Annotated in this window: 16 protein-coding genes and 2 rRNA genes; 13 read left to right on the top strand and 5 right to left on the bottom strand. The window is 27.3% G+C overall.

All coding sequences use genetic code 4. The annotated features are described in order from the left end of the window. Positions 1 to 676 precede the first annotated feature (676 nt). Both MALL_RS03085 and MALL_RS03090 read left to right on the top strand, forming a co-directional pair. Entirely contained in the window at positions 677 to 5,788 is a 5,112-nt protein-coding gene (locus MALL_RS03085; RefSeq protein ID WP_005683829.1) for a coiled-coil domain-containing protein, read from the top strand. Positions 5,789 to 5,870: 82 nt separating this feature from the next. Then, positions 5,871 to 6,689: an MAGa3780 family membrane protein gene (locus tag MALL_RS03090; protein ID WP_005683779.1), complete on the top strand. Its 819-nt coding sequence runs from the start codon at positions 5,871 to 5,873 to the stop codon at positions 6,687 to 6,689. Between the two features lie 29 nt (positions 6,690 to 6,718). Here the strand turns inward: MALL_RS03090 and MALL_RS03095 are convergent, their stop codons facing one another. Further along, positions 6,719 to 7,039, bottom strand: a complete 321-nt coding sequence (locus MALL_RS03095; RefSeq protein ID WP_005683991.1) for a hypothetical protein — start codon at positions 7,037 to 7,039, stop codon at positions 6,719 to 6,721. Further along, the gene (serS, locus tag MALL_RS03100) at positions 7,040 to 8,308 is read right to left on the bottom strand and encodes a serine--tRNA ligase (protein ID WP_005683847.1); all 1,269 of its coding nucleotides are present in this window, start codon (positions 8,306 to 8,308) and stop codon (positions 7,040 to 7,042) included. Between the two features lie 160 nt (positions 8,309 to 8,468). Here serS and rpmH point away from each other — a divergent pair, with 160 nt between their 5' ends. The 8 genes from rpmH (at position 8,469) to rrf (MALL_RS03140) (ending at position 17,030) form a co-directional block, all read left to right on the top strand. Beyond that, a complete protein-coding gene (gene rpmH / locus MALL_RS03105; protein WP_005683732.1) occupies positions 8,469 to 8,615 on the top strand; it encodes a 50S ribosomal protein L34 in 147 nt (48 codons plus the stop codon). Continuing rightward, a complete protein-coding gene (gene rnpA, locus MALL_RS03110) occupies positions 8,615 to 8,953 on the top strand; it encodes a ribonuclease P protein component (RefSeq protein WP_005683961.1) in 339 nt (112 codons plus the stop codon). Before rpmH ends, rnpA begins: the two co-directional genes overlap by 1 nt. Continuing rightward, complete coding sequence (yidC, locus tag MALL_RS03115; protein WP_005683859.1) at positions 8,931 to 10,763, top strand: membrane protein insertase YidC; 1,833 nt, start codon at positions 8,931 to 8,933, stop codon at positions 10,761 to 10,763. Before rnpA ends, yidC begins: the two co-directional genes overlap by 23 nt. Positions 10,764 to 10,859: 96 nt before the next feature. After that, on the top strand, positions 10,860 to 13,856 hold the full coding sequence (locus tag MALL_RS03120; RefSeq protein WP_005683789.1) for a transglutaminase-like domain-containing protein: 2,997 nt from the start codon (positions 10,860 to 10,862) through the stop codon (positions 13,854 to 13,856). A 73-nt stretch (positions 13,857 to 13,929) separates the two neighbouring features. Further along, entirely contained in the window at positions 13,930 to 14,421 is a 492-nt protein-coding gene (locus MALL_RS03125; RefSeq protein WP_040545604.1) for a hypothetical protein, read from the top strand. A 250-nt stretch (positions 14,422 to 14,671) separates the two neighbouring features. Continuing rightward, positions 14,672 to 14,777: ribosomal RNA gene (rrf, locus tag MALL_RS03130) — 5S ribosomal RNA — on the top strand. A 198-nt stretch (positions 14,778 to 14,975) separates the two neighbouring features. Beyond that, positions 14,976 to 16,793 (top strand): hypothetical protein, encoded by a 1,818-nt coding sequence (locus MALL_RS03135; protein ID WP_005683929.1) that lies wholly within the window; start codon positions 14,976 to 14,978, stop codon positions 16,791 to 16,793. A 131-nt stretch (positions 16,794 to 16,924) separates the two neighbouring features. Continuing rightward, positions 16,925 to 17,030: ribosomal RNA gene (gene rrf / locus MALL_RS03140) — 5S ribosomal RNA — on the top strand. A 110-nt stretch (positions 17,031 to 17,140) separates the two neighbouring features. Here the strand turns inward: rrf (MALL_RS03140) and MALL_RS03145 are convergent. Then, positions 17,141 to 17,659: a hypothetical protein gene (locus MALL_RS03145; RefSeq protein WP_040545606.1), complete on the bottom strand. Its 519-nt coding sequence runs from the start codon at positions 17,657 to 17,659 to the stop codon at positions 17,141 to 17,143. 210 nt (positions 17,660 to 17,869) lie between these two features. On the opposite strand from MALL_RS03145, the gene MALL_RS03150 reads away from it, so the two are divergent. The 3 genes from MALL_RS03150 to MALL_RS03160 all read left to right on the top strand — a co-directional run bounded on the left by MALL_RS03150 (position 17,870) and on the right by MALL_RS03160 (position 20,496). Continuing rightward, complete coding sequence (locus MALL_RS03150) at positions 17,870 to 18,739, top strand: thymidylate synthase (RefSeq protein WP_005683998.1); 870 nt, start codon at positions 17,870 to 17,872, stop codon at positions 18,737 to 18,739. Further along, entirely contained in the window at positions 18,739 to 19,212 is a 474-nt protein-coding gene (locus MALL_RS03155; protein WP_005683778.1) for a dihydrofolate reductase, read from the top strand. Before MALL_RS03150 ends, MALL_RS03155 begins: the two co-directional genes overlap by 1 nt. Before the next feature lie 111 nt (positions 19,213 to 19,323). Next, entirely contained in the window at positions 19,324 to 20,496 is a 1,173-nt protein-coding gene (locus MALL_RS03160; RefSeq protein ID WP_005683807.1) for a cyclically-permuted mutarotase family protein, read from the top strand. Between the two features lie 115 nt (positions 20,497 to 20,611). On the opposite strand, the gene nrdE is transcribed toward MALL_RS03160, so the two are convergent. Beyond that, the gene (gene nrdE, locus MALL_RS03165) at positions 20,612 to 22,792 is read right to left on the bottom strand and encodes a class 1b ribonucleoside-diphosphate reductase subunit alpha (protein ID WP_005683984.1); all 2,181 of its coding nucleotides are present in this window, start codon (positions 22,790 to 22,792) and stop codon (positions 20,612 to 20,614) included. Between the two features lie 7 nt (positions 22,793 to 22,799). After that, complete coding sequence (gene nrdI / locus MALL_RS03170) at positions 22,800 to 23,255, bottom strand: class Ib ribonucleoside-diphosphate reductase assembly flavoprotein NrdI (RefSeq protein WP_005683938.1); 456 nt, start codon at positions 23,253 to 23,255, stop codon at positions 22,800 to 22,802. Positions 23,256 to 23,270: the final 15 nt, after the last annotated feature.

The following is a 23,270-nucleotide window of genomic DNA, read 5'->3' on the forward strand; positions in this document are numbered from 1 at the left end:
AGTTAAAAACGATTTAAAAGATGAAATAACTAAAAAATCAGCACTAGACCAAGAAATACAAACAAAGAAAAACATCATAAATCAAAAAGTTGAAGAAATTAAAGAATATATTAATTCTGATTTATCGCTTCATCGTGATTACGCTTCAATTAAGACTGAGTTAGAAGAAGCAATTAAAACTTGACCCGCTGCTAAAGAAAATGTAGAAAAAACAAAAACAGAATTAGATGAAATTTTAGATACGTTTACTAAAAAATTAGCAAAAGCAAAAAGTGATAAAGAAAATGTATCTGTTGAGATTTCTAAATTAAAGGAGCAACTTCAAGAAAAAATTACAGCTACACAAACGTTACTAGAAAAATCAAAAAACAATAACGATTATGCTGAAGTTAAAACACATTTAGAAGAAGCACTACAAACAGCTAATGAAGTAAAATCAAGTGATACTAAAACCAAGGATGAATTAAAAGCTTCAATATCTAAGCTTGAAGAAGTTTATCAAGCACAAAATGTTTTATATGAAGCCAAAAAAGCTTTAATTGATGAACAAAAACAAAAAGTTAAAGAAAAAATTACAGAGGTAGAAAATTTTGTTAAATCATTAAATAATGATGAAAAGTACAAAGATTTAACTTTAATTTTAAACGCTATTAAAGAAACGGCAAAAAATCATTTAATGGATGAAACTAGAACTGCTGAAAAATATAAATCACCTACTTTAGAAGCTTTAAGTAAAGGATTAAAAAATATGCAAGACAGAAAAGCAATAATTGATCAAACAGAAATTTTAAACGAGACAATTGCTAAAGCTAAAAAACTTGATAGTGAATTAGCTATTAATGCTGAATTTAATAATTTAAAAATTGCTTTAAAAGAAAAAATAGATCAAACAAATAGTGAAAAAACAACTGACACTGCAAACTTAGAAATATTAAAAGAACTAAACACAACATTAGAAGCTTTAATTCAATCAACAACTAAATCCAAAGAATCATTAGAACATGCGCAAGAAGCTGTAAGAGTAAAAATAACTGGAAAAGTTTCTGAAGTATCTACATTTTTAGAAAGCATTTCAAAAACACATCCAGACTATAATTCAATAAAAAATGAATTAGAAGAAATTGCTAGTTCATGAAATAATGAAAAAGCAGATAAATCTAAAACAAGTGGACAATTAACTACAAAATTAGCAGATGTTGAAGCTAAATTTGCAAAAGCTAAAGAAAATAAAACAAATTTAGATAAAGAATTAAAAACACTTAAACAAAAATTAGACGAAAAAATAAAAGAAGTTACACAATTTAATTCTAATATTAATGCTAACACTGATTATAAAACCATTAAAGATACTTTAATTGCATCAATAAACACTGCAACCAAGATTAAAGAAAATAATGATGAATCAAAAGTTAACATACAAAAGGCCTTAGAAACATTAACTACTTCACACAATGAACAAAAAGCATTATATGAAACTACTAAAGGCAAAATAGATGCTGAAAAACTTAAAATAACTAATAAATTAGCAGAAGTAGAAGAATTTTTAAACGAAATTGGTGGGCAAGATAAATATAAAGTTCTAGAGTTGATAATTAAAACATTAAAATCACAAGCTAGCACTGATAGCAATAATGATTTATTACCATTAACCGATCTAGAAAAATCATTTACAAACTTAAGTGATGCATTAAACGCAGTTAAGGATAGAAAAACAATAATCGATAATATCACGTTATTAGAAGAAAAATTATCCGAAGCTACTCAACTAACTGAATCAATGAAAGAAAACTCAGATTTTAGTGAAGCCGCTGAAACCCTTAAACAAAAAGTGGAATCTACAAGAAATTCTATAAATGACGCGGATTCTAATAAATTAAATGAACTAAAAATAGATTTAGAAAATTCTATTAACACTGCTAAACAAGCAAAATTAGCTAAAGAAAATGAACATGAAGCTATAAGAACACAAATAAATCAAAAAGTAACAGAAATTTCAACATTTATAAAAGAAGAATGAGCTTCTTACAAAGATTTTGCTGCAATTAAATCTGATTTAGACAATATAGTAAAATCTTGGGAAACAGCAAAAGTTGATAAAACAAAAACAAAATCTCAATTAGAAGTGTTGTTGCAAGAGTTTATACAAAAACTAGAACAATCTAGAACCAATAAATTAAACAAAGATAAAGAAGTTTCTAGTGCAAGAAATAAATTAACTGTAGAAATTGCAAAAGTACAAGAATTATCAAACGGAATTAATACAAATCCTGATTACCAAACGGTAAAACAAAAATTAGTAGAAGTTCTAGGAGCATCTAATGCAATTAAAGATGACAAAACAAAAACCATTGAAGAAATTAATGCAGGATTAGAAGCTCTAAAACAGTCACATAATACGCAAAAACAAGCTCTAGAGGCAGCAAAACAAGCCATAAATAGTGAAAAAGAAAAGTTGGTGGCTGAATTAGAAAAAGTTAATAACTTTATAACAACATTAGAAAATAATGAAAAATACAACACATTAAAAGATGTATTAAACAACGCAAAAACTAAACCTACTGCAGATTCAAAAGATGAAACAAAATCTAAAGAAGAATTAATAGCATCATTACAAGCTATTACAAGTGCATTAAACGACGCTAAAGAAAGCAAGAATCAAGTAGATGAAAAATTAACTTTAAATGAACAAATAACATTAGTAGAAAAAATGATTACTTCATTAGAATCTAATGATGATTACTTAACAAATAAACAAAAATTACAAGCAAAATTAGATTCAGTAAAAGAAGAAAAAGATAAACCTAGCATTTCTTCTGAAAACCTAAAAAAATTGTCAAATGAATTAAAAGAAGCATTACAAACTTCAAAATCTGAAAAAGCAGCAACTGATGCTTTATTAACTACAGCAAGAGGTAATTTAGATAACAAAATAACCGAAGCAAACAGCACATTAACTTCATTATTAACAAACACTGATTATGCTGTTGCAAAATCTAAATTAACTAGTGCAATAGATGAAGCTAAAGCAACAAAAGAAAATAATTCTAAATCTAAAGCAGAATTAGAAACTGCTCTACAAACTTTAACAAATAAAATTAAAGAAGCAACAGATGCTAAAACTGAAAAAGATAGATTAATAGCAGAAGAAAAAGCCAAAATAGATAAAAAAATACAAGAAAGTAAAGATAAACTAACTGAATTCAATGCTAATCCAGATTATGCTACTCTTAAAAAAGAATTAAAACAAGCAAACAGTAAAGCAAAAGAAGATAAAGATGTTGCTAATACATCAGTTACTAAATTAACTGAAATATTGAGCACTCTAGACACTAAATTAAAAGATGTTACATCTCAATTAAATGATAAAAAACAAGCTATTACAAGTTCTCTAAACACTTTAAAAGCATCTATTGAAGTCGCACAAGGCGTTTTAGATAATTTAAAAACAAATAATGATTATGCTGCAACTAAACAAAAATTAGAACAAGAGATTGCAAAAGCTAAAGTCGGAACCGATACAATGTCTAAAGATGAATTAGATAAATTAAACGCAGCTCTTGCAAGCAAAACAGAGTCATATAAAGCAGAAAAAACTGTTATAGACAAAAAATTAAAACAGGCAAAAAGCTCTTTAGATGAAGAAATCAAGAAAGTTGATTCATTAAATACAACAATTAATGCAAATACTGATTTTGCCGTTATTAAATCTTCTTTAAGTGATTTAAAAACGACAGCTACACAATTTAAAGATAATTCAAGTAAAACAGAACAAGAATTAAAAACCGAAACTCAAAGAGTAAAAGATGAGTTACAAAAACAACAAGGATTACTTGATGCTGCTAAAGAACTTATTAAACAACAACAAAAGTTAATTAATAATAAATTAGAAGAAGTAGAACCGTTATTAAGTCAATTAGGTAATGAAGATAAATATACTTCTATTAAACAAAAATTACAAACTGCTAAAGATAATGCAACGAATAATATAGATGTTGATACAAAAACAAAAGAAGAGTTAAAAACATTATTATCTGAATTAAATTCTGCATATACAACTGCTAAAAATGAAAAAGTTAAGGTTGATGAAAGACTTAATCTAGAAGCCAAAATAAAAGAGGCAGATGATTTAGTTCAATTATTATCTACAAATAACGATTATTCAGCAGAAAAAACTAAATTAACAAACGTTTTAAATCCTATTAAAACTTCTAAAGATGATACAACTAAATCACTTGAAGAATTAAAAGAATTTGCAAACCAATTAAATAATGCTATAGCAAATGCTAAAGGTGAAAAAGACAAAGTTGATAAGTTATTACAAGCTGCAAAAGATAAAATTACAGCCAAAATCGAAGAATCAAACAAGATTGTTACATCGTTACAAGCAAATACTGACTTTACTACATTAAAGGATGCTTTAGTTAAAGCAAACGATAAAGCAAAAGAAGATTCACACATACCTTCAAAAACTCAAGTAGACCTAAAAGCAATTTTAGATACTTTAACTAGTGAAATGGAAAAAGCTATTGAGGGTAAAGCAAAAGCTGAAAAATTAATTAGTGACGAAAAACAAAAAATAGATACTAAATTAAGTGAGGTTACAAACTTTTTAAAAGAATTTAATCAAAATCCTGATTATACTGATTTAAAAACAGAATTGAATAATGCTCACTCAACAGCAGACACTTCAAAAAAAACACCAAATTTACCTGTTTCTAAATTAACAGAAATTCTAAATAAATTAGAATCTAAATTTAATGAACTAAAACCTCAATTAACAAATAAAAAACAAGATGTACAAAATTCATTAAGTACTTTAAATGCCTCAATATCTACAGCTAGACAATTTGATGATTCTTTAAACTCAAACACTTCTTATATTTCTACTAAACAAAAACTAGTAGAACCTTTAAAAAATGCAAAAGAAAACAATAACGATTCCACAACAAAAGCTAAATTAGATGATTTAAAATCTAAACTAGATGCTGAAGTCCAAAGATTAAAAACAGAAAAAGCAGTTATAGATAAAGAAATTCAAGAATTAAGAGACAAAATTACTGAAGTTAACGAAAAATCTAAGAATTTCTGAATTAATAAGGTAGATAAAAAAGTATCAAAGCATTTATATACCGATTTTAAACAACTAATGGTTGATAGGTTTAACCGAACAAATACTAAATTAAGCAATCAATCTCTTTCTGTTGATTCATTAAAAGAATTATTTCAAACAATTAATGATGCTTATAATAAAGATATGAATAAATATGCAGAAATAACTCCTGAAACATTAAAAGAAGCTGAAAAAATAGAAGAAATCATAATTAATGAGTATTATTCTAAAAAAAGCGAATTTAAAACAAGTGATAAAGTTAAAATGTTTCATAATAAATTGTCAAGTTTATATGAAAAAATGTTTAATACAATTCTAAAAAATAAAAATTTATACATTAGCCTGAAATCAAAATATATAAATAAAGCTAAAAATAGACCATCAAATGGTCAAATAAATGATTTTACTACAGTAAAAAATCTATTTAATGATTTATATGTAGTCGATAATAATAAAAAAATATTTATTGCAGATTTATTCATAAAAGAAACATTTGATGTTCCAAATGAAATTTTATTAAGATTTACATTTTACTTTAACTTAACAACTTATAACAACAGTGGTTCAGAGAAAACAAGTATTATATTAATTACAAAAGGGTTTGATTATGCATATAAAATTATGGAAGGATATACAATCAATTACTCAGACCATCCATTGTTTATAGAAGCTAATTAATCCAAAAAATTCAATCAATTACAATTGTAATTGGTTGTTTTTTTAAATAGTTAAATAATAAAATTAGTTATATAATAAGCACATGAAAAATTTAAAAGAAACATTATTTGATTTTATGTCTTCATGAGAAAAGAAACAAAAAGTCTTTTTACTTGTAGGAATTGTTATGCTAGTCTTAACACTAACAGTTACAATATTGGACTTTTACGCTTTTTCAGAAAGACTCTATGCTAAAGTAGACAATTCAGAAGTAATAAGCTTTTTAAGAGAAAAAAACATTATACCTTCTGCATTAGCTACAATATGAAGAAGTACATTAACATTTACAAGTATAAGTAATTATTTATTGGCAATAAACTTTATTATTTATCCTTTTTATTGAAAAAACAAAAAAACACAATCGTTTTTATTTGTGTCAATGACATGAATATCAATTACATTTATTGTGTTTTGAGCATTAATTTCATGAAATGGAAATTCATGAAAGAGAGTAGATTCAAGTATTAAAAGTATTATTGTTCATGTAGTTAATCCTATGATTGCATATATTATGTTTATATTTGTTAGAAAAGATTTTAGCTTGTCTAAAAAAGCAATAATACTAAGTAGTTTACTTGTATTAGGATACTTTATATTTGCACTTATTGCTTTTAGTGCAACACATAAATATGCAAATTTACCTGATCCTCAAACTACTAAAGATGTATATGACGCTGCAGATATAACAATATACAAATTCCTAAATCCTATAAATCCTTTATTTTATAAAGGGCAAAACATATTTGTACAAATTATTTTAAACATCCTATTATTAATAGGAGCCAGTGTATTACCACCAGTTTTAGGACTTGGACTTAAACTTATTTATAGACTACCATGAAGAAAAAACAAAGAAAATTAATTTCTTTGTTTTTTATTACTTTTAATTTATTAAGCTATGACCAAGTCAAAATTGGTAATTTTAGTTTTTAAAAATTCTTGGAATTCTTTTAGATTAGATTCTGATAAATTTAGATTCTCTCAATTACTTAAAACTATTTTTTCTAGATCAAATCTTAATTGATATTTGTTTTTTTCTAGAAAAAATAATAAATCTTCCATAAATCATTCGTTGTATTGCTGAGTATATTTTATATCTCTAAGCATCTTACCTAATGAAATATAAAAGACTCTGTTTTCAAAATTAGTGATCATAAAAGTAAAAGATAAGTCTAGATCTTGTGAACTTTTTGTTTGAAACTGATTAATCATTTATTTAATTACCTCTAAACCGTTCATATAAGGAATTAGTACTTTAGGCACTGTAATTGAACCATCTTCATTTTGATAATTTTCTAAAATAGATGCAATGATTCTATCTATAGCTAAACCAGATCCATTCATAGTATGTGCATATTGAGTAGCGTTGTTTTGATCTCTATATCTAATCATTCCTCTACGCGCTTGAAAGTCTCCCATGTAACTTATACTTGATACTTCACGGTATTTTATTTCACTTGGTAATCATAATTCTAAATCGATAGTTTTACGAGCGCTAAAACCTAAATCCCCAGTGCATAATAATAATTCACGAAACGGTATTTCAAGTTTAACCAAAACATCTTTAGCATCTTCAACCATTTTTTCATATTCACTAATAGCGTCTTGTTCACTTGTTATTTTTACTAGTTCTACTTTTTTAAACTGATGATTTCGAATTATTCCTCTTGTATCTTTACCTGAGCTACCTGCTTCAGATCTAAAACATTCAGTAAACGCTGTAAATGCTAAAGGTTTTGATAAATCAACAATTTCATCGTTATAAATATTTGTCAAAGGAACTTCAGCAGTAGGAATTAAATATAAATTAGATGATTCTAAGAAGAATAAATCTTCTTTAAATTTAGGTAATTGACCAGTTCCAAAAAGCATTTTATCTTTTACTAAAACTGGAGGTAAAATTTCTTCATATCCTTTAGTTTCATGCAGATCTAACATAAAATTCATTAGCGCTCTAACTAATTTAGCACCTTTATTTTTATATAAAACAAATCTAGATCCTGACATTTTAACAGCACGTTCTAAATCAAACAAATCAAGCTCTTTAGCTATTTCATAATGAGGTTTTTTACCTGAAACTAAACCTCTTCCTAAATGATCATAAGTCTTAATTACTTTGTTCATTAATTCATCTTTACCAACAGGAATTTCATCTAATGGTAAGTTAGGTATATAACTTAATAATTCTGTAATTTGTGAATTTAATTCATTAGCTTCTGCATTTGCTTGATTTTGAATTTCTTTTACTTGCGCTATTTCCTTTTTTAACTTGTCTATAGCGCTTTTGTCATTTTTATAAATACCAAATTCTTTTGATAATTTTGCTAATTGTGCACTAAGTGATTGCGCATGTGACATGATTGCGCCACGCTTTTTTCCTAGCTCTAAAATCTTTTCAAACTTATCTAAATCATTGTTACGATTAATTAATGATTGTCTTATTTTTACTTCATTTTCTAATATAAATTTTATGTTAAGCATTTTGCCTCCAATAGTAATTAAAATTATATTACAAAAGGTATTTTTATACTAAATAATTAATTACAAAAAACCAAGAAATAATGTATTTTAAAATAAAAGCACTAAAAATTATTTTTTTTGTATAATTTAAAAGCACTTATTAATAAACAAGGAGGCAATAATGAGTAAAAGAACATTCCAACCAAACAAGCGTAAACATGCTAAAGTTCATGGATTTAGAGCAAGAATGAAAACCGCTAATGGAAGAAAAGTTTTAGCCGCTAGAAGAGCTAAAGGTAGAAAACAATTAACAGTATCTGATAAATAATGAAAAAACAATATCGTCTACAAAAAAATTGAGAATTTAATGACTTGATTAGAAGGAATAAACAATTTTCAAACAATTTTTTGGTTGCATATTATCAAAAAGCAGACTCTTTAAAAGTAGGAATTACTGTTCCTAAAAAGTTTGCTAATGCAGTATGGCGAAATTATTACAAAAGACAATTAAGAGCAATTATTCATCAAGCGAATATTTATGAACTTAATTATCATTTTGTTTTTATTGTTCGAAAAGAATTTTTAAATGCAGACTTTGCACTTAAAAAAGAATCTATACAAAAAATGTTAGAGAAGTTTAAGAATGAATCAAAAAAGATCAAATAAATTTGATTACTTCACAAACGACAAAGACCCAGTTGAAAAGAAAAAAAACACATTAAAAAGAATTTGATATTGACTCAAAATAACTTTATATGTTTTAGTTTTTGGACTTACAATGACAGGTTGTGTTCAGTCGTTTGCAATTAAGACAGCTGGTGAAACTGGTGCTGGACTAGAACTTTATGTTCGTGAAAGCGACATAGCTCCTAGAGTAAAAGGACTAGAAGTAACAGACTCACTATCTGTTAAAAAATCAAGCGCAAAAGACGCTGAAGTAATCAAACTACCTACCGTAACAAACATAAGCGATGAAAACATCTTGGTTTCAAACAAAGATGTTTTAGAAAAATTAAGAAAACAAACAGCTGATGACCAAGGTCAATATGGAGCATATAACTCTTTAAATTCAGCGATTAAATTAGAAGTAAACAAACAAGGATTAACAAATAGTGATATTCATTTAGTTAATGATCGTTATTTATTTAAAGTTGACAATGCAAAACTTTATAAACCGGTAACTACTTTTAAAGATATTTATACTTTTGCAATTGCAGAAGATGCAAATAAAAAAGTTTTGCCTAGCCCATTAAAAACTCCAAATGAAAATTCTGGAACAATTTCATGAGCTTCTGGTCTTGCAAAAATTGATATGACTTTTGATAAATTAACTGATGAAAATAAAGCTAATGCCTTATTTTCAAGAGATGTTATACAACTAGTTTATGATAATACCTTTGCAAATAAAAAATGAACAGATATTTTTGAAGGTAAAGACCCAAGTACATTTATTAAAGAAAATATTATTGATAAATTAAAGGCAAAACAAGAAGTTAATTTATCATTTTTACAAAAAGAAGCAATATTAACTTATCATCAAACTTTAGCAGCACAATTAAACGAATTTGGCTATAAACCAAGCGCTTTAGTTAGTGAAGGAGCTGAAAATAGATATGATACTATTACAACTTTCGAATGACAAGTAGGCTCAAAATTAGCTTATTCATCAGTGGAACAAAAACCTATTACTAGTTGAGGTGAATCATGAGGTTTAGGACCATTCTATGGATTAATAGTTTATCCTATTTCTTATGTATCTCAACACTTAAGACAAGCATTTCCTGCTATGGCTGGTTGAGAAACTATATTTGTTATTATTATAGTTGTTATAGTAATAAAAACATTTTCTTTAATAGTAACATTTAAAAGCATTGTTGGACAATCAATACAAGAAGACTTGCGTGGTAAAAAAGCGCAGATTGAAGCTAAGTATAAAGATTTTGCCAACAATAAAATGATGAAAGCTAGAAAGCAGCAAGAGTTGCAAAAGCTTTATAAAAAACATAATATTAACCCTCTAGATCAATTTTTAAGTATTATTATTTCCATGCCGGTATTCTTTGCCATGTGACGGGTAATACAATGTATGCCTGAAATTAAATCAACGGTGTGATTGGGATTAAACTTCTCATCTACTTCATATCAAAGTTTATTTGCTGGTCAATGACAATATTTAGGAATAATCATAGTTGCCCTTGGTGTGCAACTAGCATCACAATTGCTACCTCGTTTATTAAATAAGAAACGTTTAAAAGAACGTATCTCAATAGCAGAAAACGATGCACTGAAAAAATCAGAAAAAACTCAGAAAATAATTATGCTTGTTTTCTTAGTTATAACAGTTATATTTACAGCCGGTGTTCAAGTGTACTGAATAATTACAGGACTATGAACAGTTGGACAAACAATTGGGATTTATTACTTGAAAAAAAGCAAGTGATGACGTACTAAATATTCTCAAAAATTTAAAGCATAATTTAAAAAAACAACAAGCTTTTTAGCTTGTTTTTTTGGCCTTTTTATGAACAAAAAAAAGCACAAAATAACTAATTATTTTTGATAAAATAAGGGCATGAAAAAGAAATTATTAAACTTATTAGCAATTAGCAGTACATTAGTTCTGCCTGCTTTTACTTTAGCATGTAACGCTAGCATCAATACCGATTCAAATCAAACAAGCGCAACAGCAGAAGTTGAAAAAAAACTTGAAATAGAAGCAGAAAAATTAGTTTTTGATTATAAGAACAAACAAAATGTTTCACCACTAAGCACTCAAGATAGTGAGATTATTATTCCTGATTATGACAAATCTAACTTAACTTTATCTGAACTTAAAATCATTTCAGCATCGGCTGATCAGATAACTATTCAAGGTAAACTTTCATTCAAAAATGATGAATCAAAAACAAGCAAATATTTCACTAAAACAATTAGCAATTTTAAGAAAGCAACAAGCGCCGAAGTTGATGTAAATAAAGAACTTCAAGATAAACTTAATTCAGCAGTTGAAAAACTATTAATTGATTATCCAAACAAGACTTTAACACTAACCACTGAATCATTAGCAAGCGGCGTAGAAATATCAAACTACGATGGTAGCTTATTTGAAGTAAGCGGTTTACAAATAACTGAAAGAACAAGTGATTCAATTAAAGTTATTGGGCGTTTAAGTAAAAACAGTTTATCAGTTGAATTCTCTAAAGAAATCAGTGGATTTAAAACTAAAAACTCAAGTTCAACAACAACTCCAAGCATCCCTTCTAGCCCAAGTCAACCTATAAAGCCATCAGGCACACTTAATGATTTTGAAAACTCTTTAATTACTAATTTAGCACATGAAAAAAATTTCGTATTTACCTATAAACAACCTAAAGAAGAAAAAAGTGATTATGTAGTTAATAACAAAAAAGAATTTCTTGAATTAATATTAGAACTTATCAAAAGAGGTAATCAAAAAGAAGTTATTTTAGATTTAAAACTCAGTGACAAAGATATAGCTGAAGCCATAACTGAATTCTATAAAGATTACTATATAGAAAATACTTATTTATTAAACTCTTCATCAGATAATGTTTTATGTCCTAATATCTTTTTAGATCCTTCAAGTGGCAAATATGTATTTAAACTTTATTCAAATGCTGAAATTTTAAGTTCATACTCAAGACATTCAATTTATGATTTTGTAACAAAAGGTCTTGAAAGATTACGTCCAAGTATGTCAGACACAGAAAAAGCATTTGAACTTATTAGATATGTTGTTGATACAACCGAATATGTACCAGCAAACCGTGGAGTTTATGAAAATAGATTATTAAATGACATGGGTATCTGTGGAGATTGAGCTGAAAGATATCAACTTGTTTTATCTGCTGCAAATATTGCTTCTATACCAGTAGTTTCTGACATACATGCTTGAACAAAAGTTAAATTAGATGGTAAATGATATAACGCCGATCCAACCTTTATGAAACCAGAAAAAAATAGAATGAATAAGTCATATATTGCTTCTATTACAACATATAGTTATGTAGGTTCATTCTTAAATACTGACAAAGAATTTGCTTCAACAGAAAGTGATGGAACAATAAGATACGGAACAGATGCAAAACGTAATTGATTAACAAAATTATGAGATCATAAAGGTGCTGGTGAACAAGTAAAAGCAACAGAAAAAAACAAATCATATTTTGCTAGAGTTTATTCTACAAGTAGTGCACCATTTTATGATGAGGTTACTAAGTCATGATACTTTTATGGTTACGATATTAAAAAAGATAAAGGTACTAATGATGGTAAACAAAGAAGTAAACTTTACCAACTAACTGATATTAATGGAGAACCGAAAGAAGTTGAAGATTTTCAAAAACTTGTTGAAGAATCTAAATTTAAATTCAATGAAATAAGTATGTTAAAATACAAAAACTTTTTGATTTTTGCTAAACGTTTATCTGATAATAGAGGTAGAACAATTCCTATAGCTTATGATTTAAGAACTAAAAAATTTGTTGACTTTTACAATATTAGTGCTCCATTCCAATATAGTCACCAATCAATGTATTTAACACCAGATGGTGTATTGCTAAGTGGACAAAGAAATGATGGAATGCCAGTGGATAGCACTATAAAAAGAATTGATTTAAAAAATACTATTTTAGCTCAAAGCGTGCCTGAAACATATAAACAAAGTGCTAGTTCATTTAATGATACATTATCAAGAGCTAGACTTTTGAATTCCTTAATGAAAGTAGGAACTGGTAGATTTGAAATTACTCAAGAACAAAAAACAGCATTTGAAAACAAAATAAAAGAATATAAAACGTATTACACATCCAACAAAGATAAAAAAGATCATCAATGAGATGATGAATACAATAAATTAATGGAAACTATTAAATTAAATGAAACATTATTTAAAAAACCATTTACTACAGGTTCGAATAAGCCTTACATTCATAAGGATTTAGACTCTATAAAATATGTTGATGCTAACGCAAGAAATTATGATCAAGTATTTAACGTTAGAGCTGTTTCTCATTTTGGTGATAGTTTAGAAGATAGCAAAAATATTACATACACTTGATACTTAGATAACATCCCGGTCGAAACTCATAAAGTTAAAGATATAAACTTTATTATTGCAAAAAATAAATTAAAAGATGGTATGAAAGTTTATGTAGTAATAAAAGATGCTTTTGATGAAAAAAGAACAACAAAAAGCAATACGTTAACTATTAAATTCACAGAAAATTTATCCAATGTTTTATCACCAATTTCTGGTTCTAATTTTAAACATATTTCAAATAAACTAACAACTTCAGAAAATGAAATTGATATGAAGGTTGAATTAGGTGAATATAATGTAAATAAATTCGATTTAGGATGAAAATTAGTTCATAATAATGTAGTAATTAAAACAGGTAATTCAAGAAATATAGAATACACCAAAAAAACTGCTCAAGAATCCGATTATGGCTATTACCAAGTCATTTATGAATTAACTAATCAAGAAACAAAAGAAAAAATCTATTGAAAATCAGATACCTATTTTGCTTACAAATTAGAAAAATAATTACAAAGACTTAGTTATATTATGACTAGGTTTTTTGTATAATTATAAGCATTAAATACTTAAAGTAATTTATATGCAAAAACAAATCAAGCCATCTGATTCTCTAACTATTGCTACTATTTTAAAATTTATAACAACACTATTTGTCATCACTTACATGATATGATTTTTAGTCAAATTTTATCCATCTGATGAAGCAAGTAAACTCTTTTATACATATGCTGGAATAATAGTAACGGATTTTGTAACAGTAATAAAAGAAATGTTTAATTCAAAAGAATTTATGCCGTTAGTAATTTGTCATTTTTTAATTAATTTATTGTGTAACATTGCATTATTTTTCAGCTATAAAAATGAAAATGTTAACTACTCAAGAAACAATTGTGTATTAATAGTAATAGCAATGTTTGCACCATTTGTTGGATTAATAGCTTTAATCTTTTTATTTAACTTAATAAAAAGAGATCATACTGAACCTAATCCTTTTATATATGTACAAAGAGATATTACAGAAGAAGAAAATCATCGAATTAAAAAAATGAAGAAGAAAGAGTTGAAAAAATAAAAAAAATTGAAGAAGAGCAAAATAGTGAAGAAAGCGTTTCTGATTATAGCAATACAAAAGAAAAACAAGTAAAAACAGAAATTGAAAGCAAACAAGAAACTAAACCAGAGCCAGAACCTTACTATGACAATAGTCACTATCGAGATTAAAATATTTTTAAAGTAGCTAATCACTACTTTTTTTATAATATTTTTAAGAAATAAAAAAATAATTTTTTTCTTGACATAAAAATTTTTTTGTATATAATACTCATAGTGGTTATAGCAAAAGGGATCACCTGAATCCATTCCGAACTCAGTAGTTAAGCCTTTTAGTGTCGACGATAGCGGAAACGTGAAAATAGAGAGCTGCTATTTTTTTATTCTTTTTTTAATAATAATTAAATTTCAATTACAAAATATCAGAGATGATGTTTTATTTTTTTTCATATTAAAAATAATAATAATTCATTTTGAAAAAAGCAAAAATTAAGCATAAATAAGCATAAATCAATGTTTTTGCTTTAATTATTGATTTTTTATTGGTATAATATGAAAAATTACTAAGGAGAAAATATGAAAAAGAAATATTTACTTATGTTTGGTGGATTAACTGCATTAGCATTACCAATTATTGCTGCTAGTTGTGCACCTGCAAAAACACAAGGATCAGGAGATAGTATGGCAACAACTTCTAAACCATTATCATCTAACAAGGAATTAGTTTCTAAGTTAGGAACTTTTCCTAATAAAGATTTTTTAGTAACTAGTAAAAATAATGTTGTTGGTACAGCCAACCAAGTAAGAAATTTAATTGATTTAGCAAATGGAAATAGACCTGGAGACGAAGGAAAAGAAGGTTTTAAAAAATATGATGGAACTAATCCACAAGGATTTAGAGGAGCTTGATACAGAGCAGCAACTGCTACTGGTTCTAAAGTAAGTCCAGAAGATGCTATTTATAAGCAATTCTCAGCTATGGTTTCAGCTTATGCAGATATGTTTGATTCAAGTAAGTCAAGTACAATTTCAACTATGCTAAAGGCGTTTTCAACAAAAGATGCAACAGCATTAGCTACACCAGAAGCTAAAAAAGATTTACTAGCATTAAGAAAAAATATTGTTGATGAAGCAAATAAATTAATGAGTAAAGGTGTTGAATTAGCAGCACAATGAAACGGTAATAAAGACTTAGATGAAAAAATTAATTTATTTTTACCTGAAGGAAAAACAAAAGATAATGTAACATTTAGTGATTTATTAACAGAATCATCGATGAAAAGATTACAAGCTTACTTTGGAAACGAAAAAAACGTATTCTTTAACTTTTTAAAACTAGAAAACGCTACATCGCTAGATTTAGCTAGATTCTTTGAAGCTTTACAAGGTATGTACTGAAATGTTGTAAAAGATTTATCTTATCCTAAAAATACTGAATACTTAATGTTTTTAACAGCATTAATGACAGCCAGAGAATTGCAAACTATTGATATGTTACATGTATCAATGGAATTAGCAGACTTAGAAAATTCATCATTTGACTTTAAACCAGTTATTGAAGGATTTGACGCTACAATGCAAGCACAATTAGTTGCAAGAGAATGAAAGAAAATTTCAGAAGAAATTACTGCTTTAAAAAACAATTTAGCACCAGTTAGTGCATCTTGAACAAAATTAGTTGCTGCTTGAAAAGTGTTTAACGAGGATATAACTATCAAAGCAAATGAAGAAGTGTTTAAATTTGTTAAAAATCCTATTGAAGGAGCAGGAGACAAATTACTTACTAAAGAACAATTCCAAAAAATATGAGCAATTTACTTAAGTGATTGAAATGGTGCTGGTGAATCAAAAGCTCCAGCAGATATCCAAAAAACAGGATTTATGACACACATAAAAAATCTTGAAGATCAAGTTGCAGCTTTACCAAAAGCATTACCAACAAATATGGCTGAATTTATGGAATTTCATAATAAAATTGCACCTACATGAGTTCCAGCAGTAGGAACATTAGTTAAATTAATTACTTTAAGAAACAAAGCAAAAAATTGATCACCTGATCAAACTTCAAATAAAGAATCTGTCAAAAAATTAGCAGCAGCATTCAAAGCTTTTGATGATGAATTAGCTAAATTTGACGTACCTTCAGGTGATGGAAGAACAAGTGTTAGACCATTTAATCAATACATTAGACAATTTTCATCAGCAGCACAAAACTCATTAGTTAGATGAGCTGTGCAAGCTAAATTAACTAATCCAGCAGAATTAGGTTGAAGTTACAAAAAAGCAGATGAAGCTGACTTAGCAAACTTTAAACCAAAAACACCAGAAAAAAATACTGTTGCTAATCCAGCGGGAGCAGCACCAAAAGCAAGTAGTGGTGGATATAGTTACTAATAACTAAATATAAAAGTTGAGCCAATATAAGGTTCAATTTTCTTTTTTTATAAATATGCCAGATACAAATAATTTTGTATTAAAAAAAATAAATAATTATTTTGAAAATAAAAATTTATGTATATAATAGTCATAGTGGTTATAGCAAAAGGGATCACCTGAATCCATTCCGAACTCAGTAGTTAAGCCTTTTAGTGTCGACGATAGCGGAAACGTGAAAATAGAGAGCTGCTATTTTTTTTATTCTTTTTTTGAAATAATAAGTTTGTTTTCTAATAAAAATTTTAAAAAACAAACCAAAAAAAACACTAAAGCCTTGCGCCATAGTGTTTTTTGTTAATTTTATTTTATTTGTTCATAGCTTCTAGTTTGAATTCATCAACTATTTTTTTGTATGCAGGTTTTTGGTCTTTATCTCTTTCTTTAACACTTGAAACTAAGTTCATAGAACTTTCATGACTTGATGCTAAAAGTTTAGAAAATTTTTCTTTTTTATTGTTAAGAATAGTTGACATTCTTAAAACATAAATTTCTACGTCTTCTAAATATTCTTTAGTTTCAATAGGTAATTCTTTATATTTTTCTTTAAATCATTCTGTTAAAACAATACCTTTGTAGTTTTTTAACATAGTATTGTATTCATTAATTAATTCTTCTAATTTTTTAATACTTTCGAATTCTTTTTTAATATCGAATTCTTCTTTTAAAGGGTCTTTCTTTTCGAACTTAGGTTTAAAGTCATCTTTATTTTTGTCATCGTCTTTTTTTCAAGAACGAATGTTCGTTGGTTTTGATCTGTTAAAATCTCTAGGTGCTCTAGATTCTCTAGAACCTCTGAAATCTTTTTTGAATTTTTCTTCTCTCATATTTACTTTCTAGCGCTATTTAATAGCAATATAAAAATTATTATATATAGTTTATGAAAAAAAGAGAGATAAAGGCTTAAATTAATGAAAAATAATTAAAAAAATATTAAGTTAAAAAAATGCATATTTATAAGTGGAAATTTATAGTAAAATGTAAATTCTAAATCTATTTTTATATAATTATTAGAAGTAAAAAAATAAGGAGTATATATGAAACAATATTTAAAATTAATAAAAACTGTTTTAAATGAAGGAATGGTAAGAAGAGACCGTACTGGAGTAGGAACAATTGGAATTTTTGGAACACAAACAAGATATGATTTAAGAAAAGGATTTCCTCTTTTAACAACCAAAAAAATGGCTTGAAAAGCAATTGTTATTGAATTGTTATGATTTTTAAAAGGCGATACAAATATTAAATACTTAGTTGATAATAACGTAAACATATGAAATGAATGACCATATGAAAAATTTAAAAAATCAAGTGACTTTAAAAACGAAACATTAGAACAATTTATTCAAAAAATTAAAACAGATGATGATTTTGCACAAAAACATGGTGATTTAGGACCGGTTTATGGTAAACAATGAAGAGATTTTAATGGTGTTGATCAAATTACAAAAATTATTCAAGAATTAAAAGAAAAACCTTTTTCAAGAAGAATGATTGTTAATGCTTGAAACCCTGCACTAGTTGATCAAATGGCTCTTCCACCATGTCATGCTTTATTTCAATTTTATGTTTCATCAAATGATGAATTATCGCTACAACTTTATCAAAGAAGTGGTGACTTATTTTTAGGTGTTCCTTTTAATATTGCTTCATACTCATTACTTTTACATATGGTAGCTCAAGTTACAGGTTTAAGAGTAGGAGAATTTGTGCACACAATAGGTGATGCTCATATTTACTCAAATCACTATGAACAAGTTAATGAACAATTAGCTAGAAGACCTTTTAAATTACCTACTTTATCATTAAATAAAGAAATTAAAAATATTTTTGACTTTAAATATGAAGATATCAAAATAGAAGATTATAAATCTCATGCAAAGATTAAAGCAGAGGTGGCAGTTTAATGATCAAATTAATTGTAGCTATAGACAAAAATAATTTAATTGGCAATGGTGACAAAATGCCATGACATATTAAAGATGAATTTATTCATTTTAAAAAGACAACATTGAATCATGCATTATTATTTGGTAGAACAACGTTTTTGGGCTTACCAGGTAAATTAGAACAAAGAGATAATTATGTTTTATCACACGAAGAAATTGATCAAGATTGTACTGTGATTCACAATGAAATAGAACTTTTTGAATTATTTGAAAAATTTAAAAACTCAGAAAAATTTTTATTTATATCTGGTGGAAAATCTATTTATGAAAAATATTATCAATTTGCTAATGAATTAATTATTTCAAGAATTAAAGGCGAATTCAATGGAGATGTTTACTTAAAAATGGATTTAAGTGACTATACATTAGTAAAAGTAGATGAATTTGAAAAGTTCAACGTTGAATATTACAACAAAAACAATTCAAAATAAGAAGCACTATAAAGTGCTCTTTTTTTATCGTTTTGTTCCACATTTTTTCCACATTTAAGCATTTAGAATATTAAACTTATAATTTTATTGGTATGTGCATACGGAGAAAAAATGAATAAAAAAATTCTAACTCTTGCTGCATTATCAATAGTGCCAATTGCAACTATTGTATCATGCGCAAATACCAAACAAAGTGTTAAAAAACTTGCTGATGTACAAAATCAAAAACTTTTATGACAACATGCAGGTGACTTACCAGCACAAAAAGGATATGAAAAAAATGTTGGAGTAGCAGGTCTACTTCAAGGAACAATTGGCAATTTAATTGTAGTTGGTGGAGGTACCAATTTTCCTGAAGCTCTTGAAAATGGCGGTAAGAAGGTAACACACAAAGATCTTTATTTACTTAAAGATGTAAATAACAAACTTGAAGTTCAAGATCAATTGCAACTTGATCATGAAATAGGTTATGGAGCATCAGTAAATGTTCCAGAACAAAATGCAATTTATTATTTAGGTGGAAGTCCTAATCAAGAACATTGAAGAGATGTTAAAAAAGTAACAATTGTTAATAACAAATTAAAGGTTGAAGTTGTTGGACAACTACCGCTTGCTTTTGAAAGTGGTGTAGCTAATTATAAAGACGGAAAAATTTATTTTGGAGTAGGTAAGTTTGAAAATGCTGAAAAGAAACTAGCAAATAGTAATAAGTTTTTTGTTTATGATTTACAAATGAATAAAACCGAAGAGTTAAGCGCTTTTCCTGGAGAAGCTAGACAACAAACAGTAGGACAAATACTTGACAATAAGTTTTATGTGTTTAGTGGTGGATCAAATGTCTCGTATACTGACGGTTATGCCTATGATCTTGACAAAAAAGTCTGAAATAAGGTAGGCGACGTAGATGTAGAAGGTCAAAAGCTATTGCTTTTAGGAGCTAATTCTATTAAGATAAGTGATACTAAAATGATGATTATTGGTGGATTTAATTATGATTTGTGAAATGATGCCAATAAACAATTATCAACATTAAAAGATCAAGCTTTAGCTGATTATAAAAAAATTTATTTTGGTGCTGAAGTTAGTTGATACGGATGAAATAAAAAGATTTTAATTTACGATTCATTAACTGATAAATGAAGCTCTATTGGTGAAATTCCATTTGATGCACCTTGTGGACATGCACTTGTGGCATTAAATGAAAATGTATATTCAATTAATGGAGAAATTAAACCCGGTGTTAGAACAAATCGAATGTATAAAGCTTCAGTAGAATTAAAATAGTAAAAAGCTCGGTGTATCCGAGTTTTTTGTATAAAAAAACAGCTAGTGGTGTAGCTGTTAAAAATTTTTAATTATTATTAAATTTTACTTTTTTGACTTGTTCATGGGTAAATAATTAAATTACACATGTTGTACATTCTGAGTAACTTGAAGTGTCTTCATCTAAGTTTTCACTTCCTTCTAGAACGTCTTGTCTGATTCGTACATAATAAATTGAAGCACATTTTTTGCTGAATGCATAAATGTAAGCTTTATTTAAGTCACGAGTAGTTACAGTATCTTTAACAAATAATGTTAATGAGATTGCTTGGTCAATGTGTTTTTGAGCAGCAGCTACAATGTCAATAATTGGCATTGGTCCTACTTCATAAGCGCCTAATTTATAGAATTCTTTGTTTTCATCACTTATTTTGTAAGCTGGAACATATACACGACCTAATTTTCCTTCTTTTCTAACTTCAACATCAGAAACAACTGGTTGTAAACTTGGTGTACATCCTGATAAGTAACTGATTGAACCAGTAGGAGCTATAGCCATTAAGTGTGAGTTAGCAAGTCCTGTTTTTTGAATTTCTTTAGATAATTCTTTTCATTCTTGTTTTGTAGGAATATGAACATTGTGTTTTCTAAATAATTCTGCTACTGAAGCATGTTTTGGTTTATATTCTTCATCGCTAACTTTTGTATATTTATCAAAATATTCTCCAGTTGCAAATTTTGTATTTTCGAATCCTTCAAATTTACCAAATCCATCTTTTACTAATCTATTTGATGCTTTAAAAGCGTGGTATGCAAATGTATAGAAGAATAAGTCTGTAAATTCTACAGCTTCTTGTGAATTATAGAAAATATGGTTAACAGCTAAAAAACCGTGTAGGTTCATAGCACCAAGTCCTATAGCTCTATTTTTTTTGTTACCTTTTTCAATTGTTGGAGCTGAGCTTAAATCTGAATTTGTTGAAATATGATTTAAAGCATAAATTGAACGGTAAATTGATTCTGAGAATTTTTCTCCAGCATGCATTAATTTGTCAATGTTCATTGAACCTAAGTTACATGCAATATCTTCACCCATTGTTTTGTATGATAAATCAGCATTATATGTACTTGGTGAGCTTGGTTGAGCTATTTCAGAACACAAGTTTGACATAATTATTCTTCCAGGAAGTGCACTTCTGTCGTTTACTGTGTCATCAAATAATAAATATGGATAACCAGATTCAAAGTGTAATTCAGCAATAGAAGTAAAGAATTTTCTAGCACTAACATATGTTTTTTTAATAGCTTTATTATTTAACATGTTGTAGTATTCTTTTGTTATTGAAATATCACTAAATGGTTTTTTATAAACTTTTTCAACGTCATATGGTGAGAATAAAGACATGTCTTCATTTTTCTTAGCTAATTCAAATGTAATATCTGGAACTACTAATCCTAATGAAAGTGATTTAATACGAATTTTTTCGTCAGCATTTTCTCTTTTTGAATCTAAGAAAGTCATAACATCAGGGTGGTGTGCACTAAGATAAACTACACCTGCACCTTGACGTTGACCTAATTGATTAGCATATGAGAATGAATCTTCTAAAATCTTCATAACAGGAATAACACCTGTTGCTTGATTTTCGATATTTTTAATTGGAGCACCTAATTCACGTAAGTTTGTTAAACATAAAGCAACACCACCTCCACGTTTTGAAAGTTGTAAAGAAGTAGAAATTGCTCTAGCAATAGATTCCATATTATCTTCAACTCTTAATAAATAACACGAAATATATTCACCACGTTGTTTTTTACCAGCATTTAAAAATGTAGGTGTAGCAGGTTGATATCTACCTGTCATAATTTCTTCAAGAGTATTTTTAGCAACTTCTACATTACCATTTCCGATAAATAAAGCATTCATTAAAGCTCTATCTTCATAACGTTCTAAATATTCTGTATCATCAAATGATTTTAAACAGTATGCATTATAGAATTTTAAAGCTCCCATAAATGAAGTGAATTTAAAGTGGAAACTTAAAGCATATTCTCTAAGTGCTTCGATGTCTTCAAAACTATATTTATTTACTAATTCGGCTTCGTAATAGTTGTGTTTGATTAAATATTGAAATCTTTCTTTTACACTTTCAAATTCTCTAGTGTTTGGTAAAGCGTTGTGCTTCATGTACAACCTTGCAGCTTCTATGTCTTGAAAAAAGTCATTTTTACCAAATGTAAAAAGTTTACTTTTGGCATTAAGTGCTATATACTCATCAAAGTCATTAAAGTCTGCAAGTTTAGTTTTCTTTTTCATAAATCTCCTATTTTCCTCAGAATTCGTCTAACATTTTTGCAATGTTTTTAACGTCTGAATCTGTTCCTAATAACTCGAATTGATATAGTAATGGAACATTTAATTTTTTAGATAAAATTGGTCCTGCTAGTGCAAATGTATCACCAAAATTTGTGTTTCCACTTGCAATAACTCCACGACAATGTTTTCTATTTGATTCTTTATTTAAGAATTTAATAACTTGTTTTGGAACAGCACCTTCTTTAAATTCTCCTCCACCACTGTATGTTGGTGTAATAAGAATATAATCTTTATTTACTTCAATTTCATCATCAATTTCGTAAGGAATTCTTACTGCTGGTCTATTTAATTTGATAATGAAACGGTGTGTGTTGTTTGATATAGATGAATAGTAAACTACTAAAACATCTCCTGTTGGTTTTACTATGTCTTTCCCTGACACTTTGATAACATCTTCATGCATTTTTCTATACCTACC

The organism is Mycoplasmopsis alligatoris A21JP2 (assembly GCF_000178375.1).
Lineage (GTDB): Bacteria > Bacillota_I > Bacilli_A > Mycoplasmatales > Metamycoplasmataceae > Mycoplasmopsis > Mycoplasmopsis alligatoris.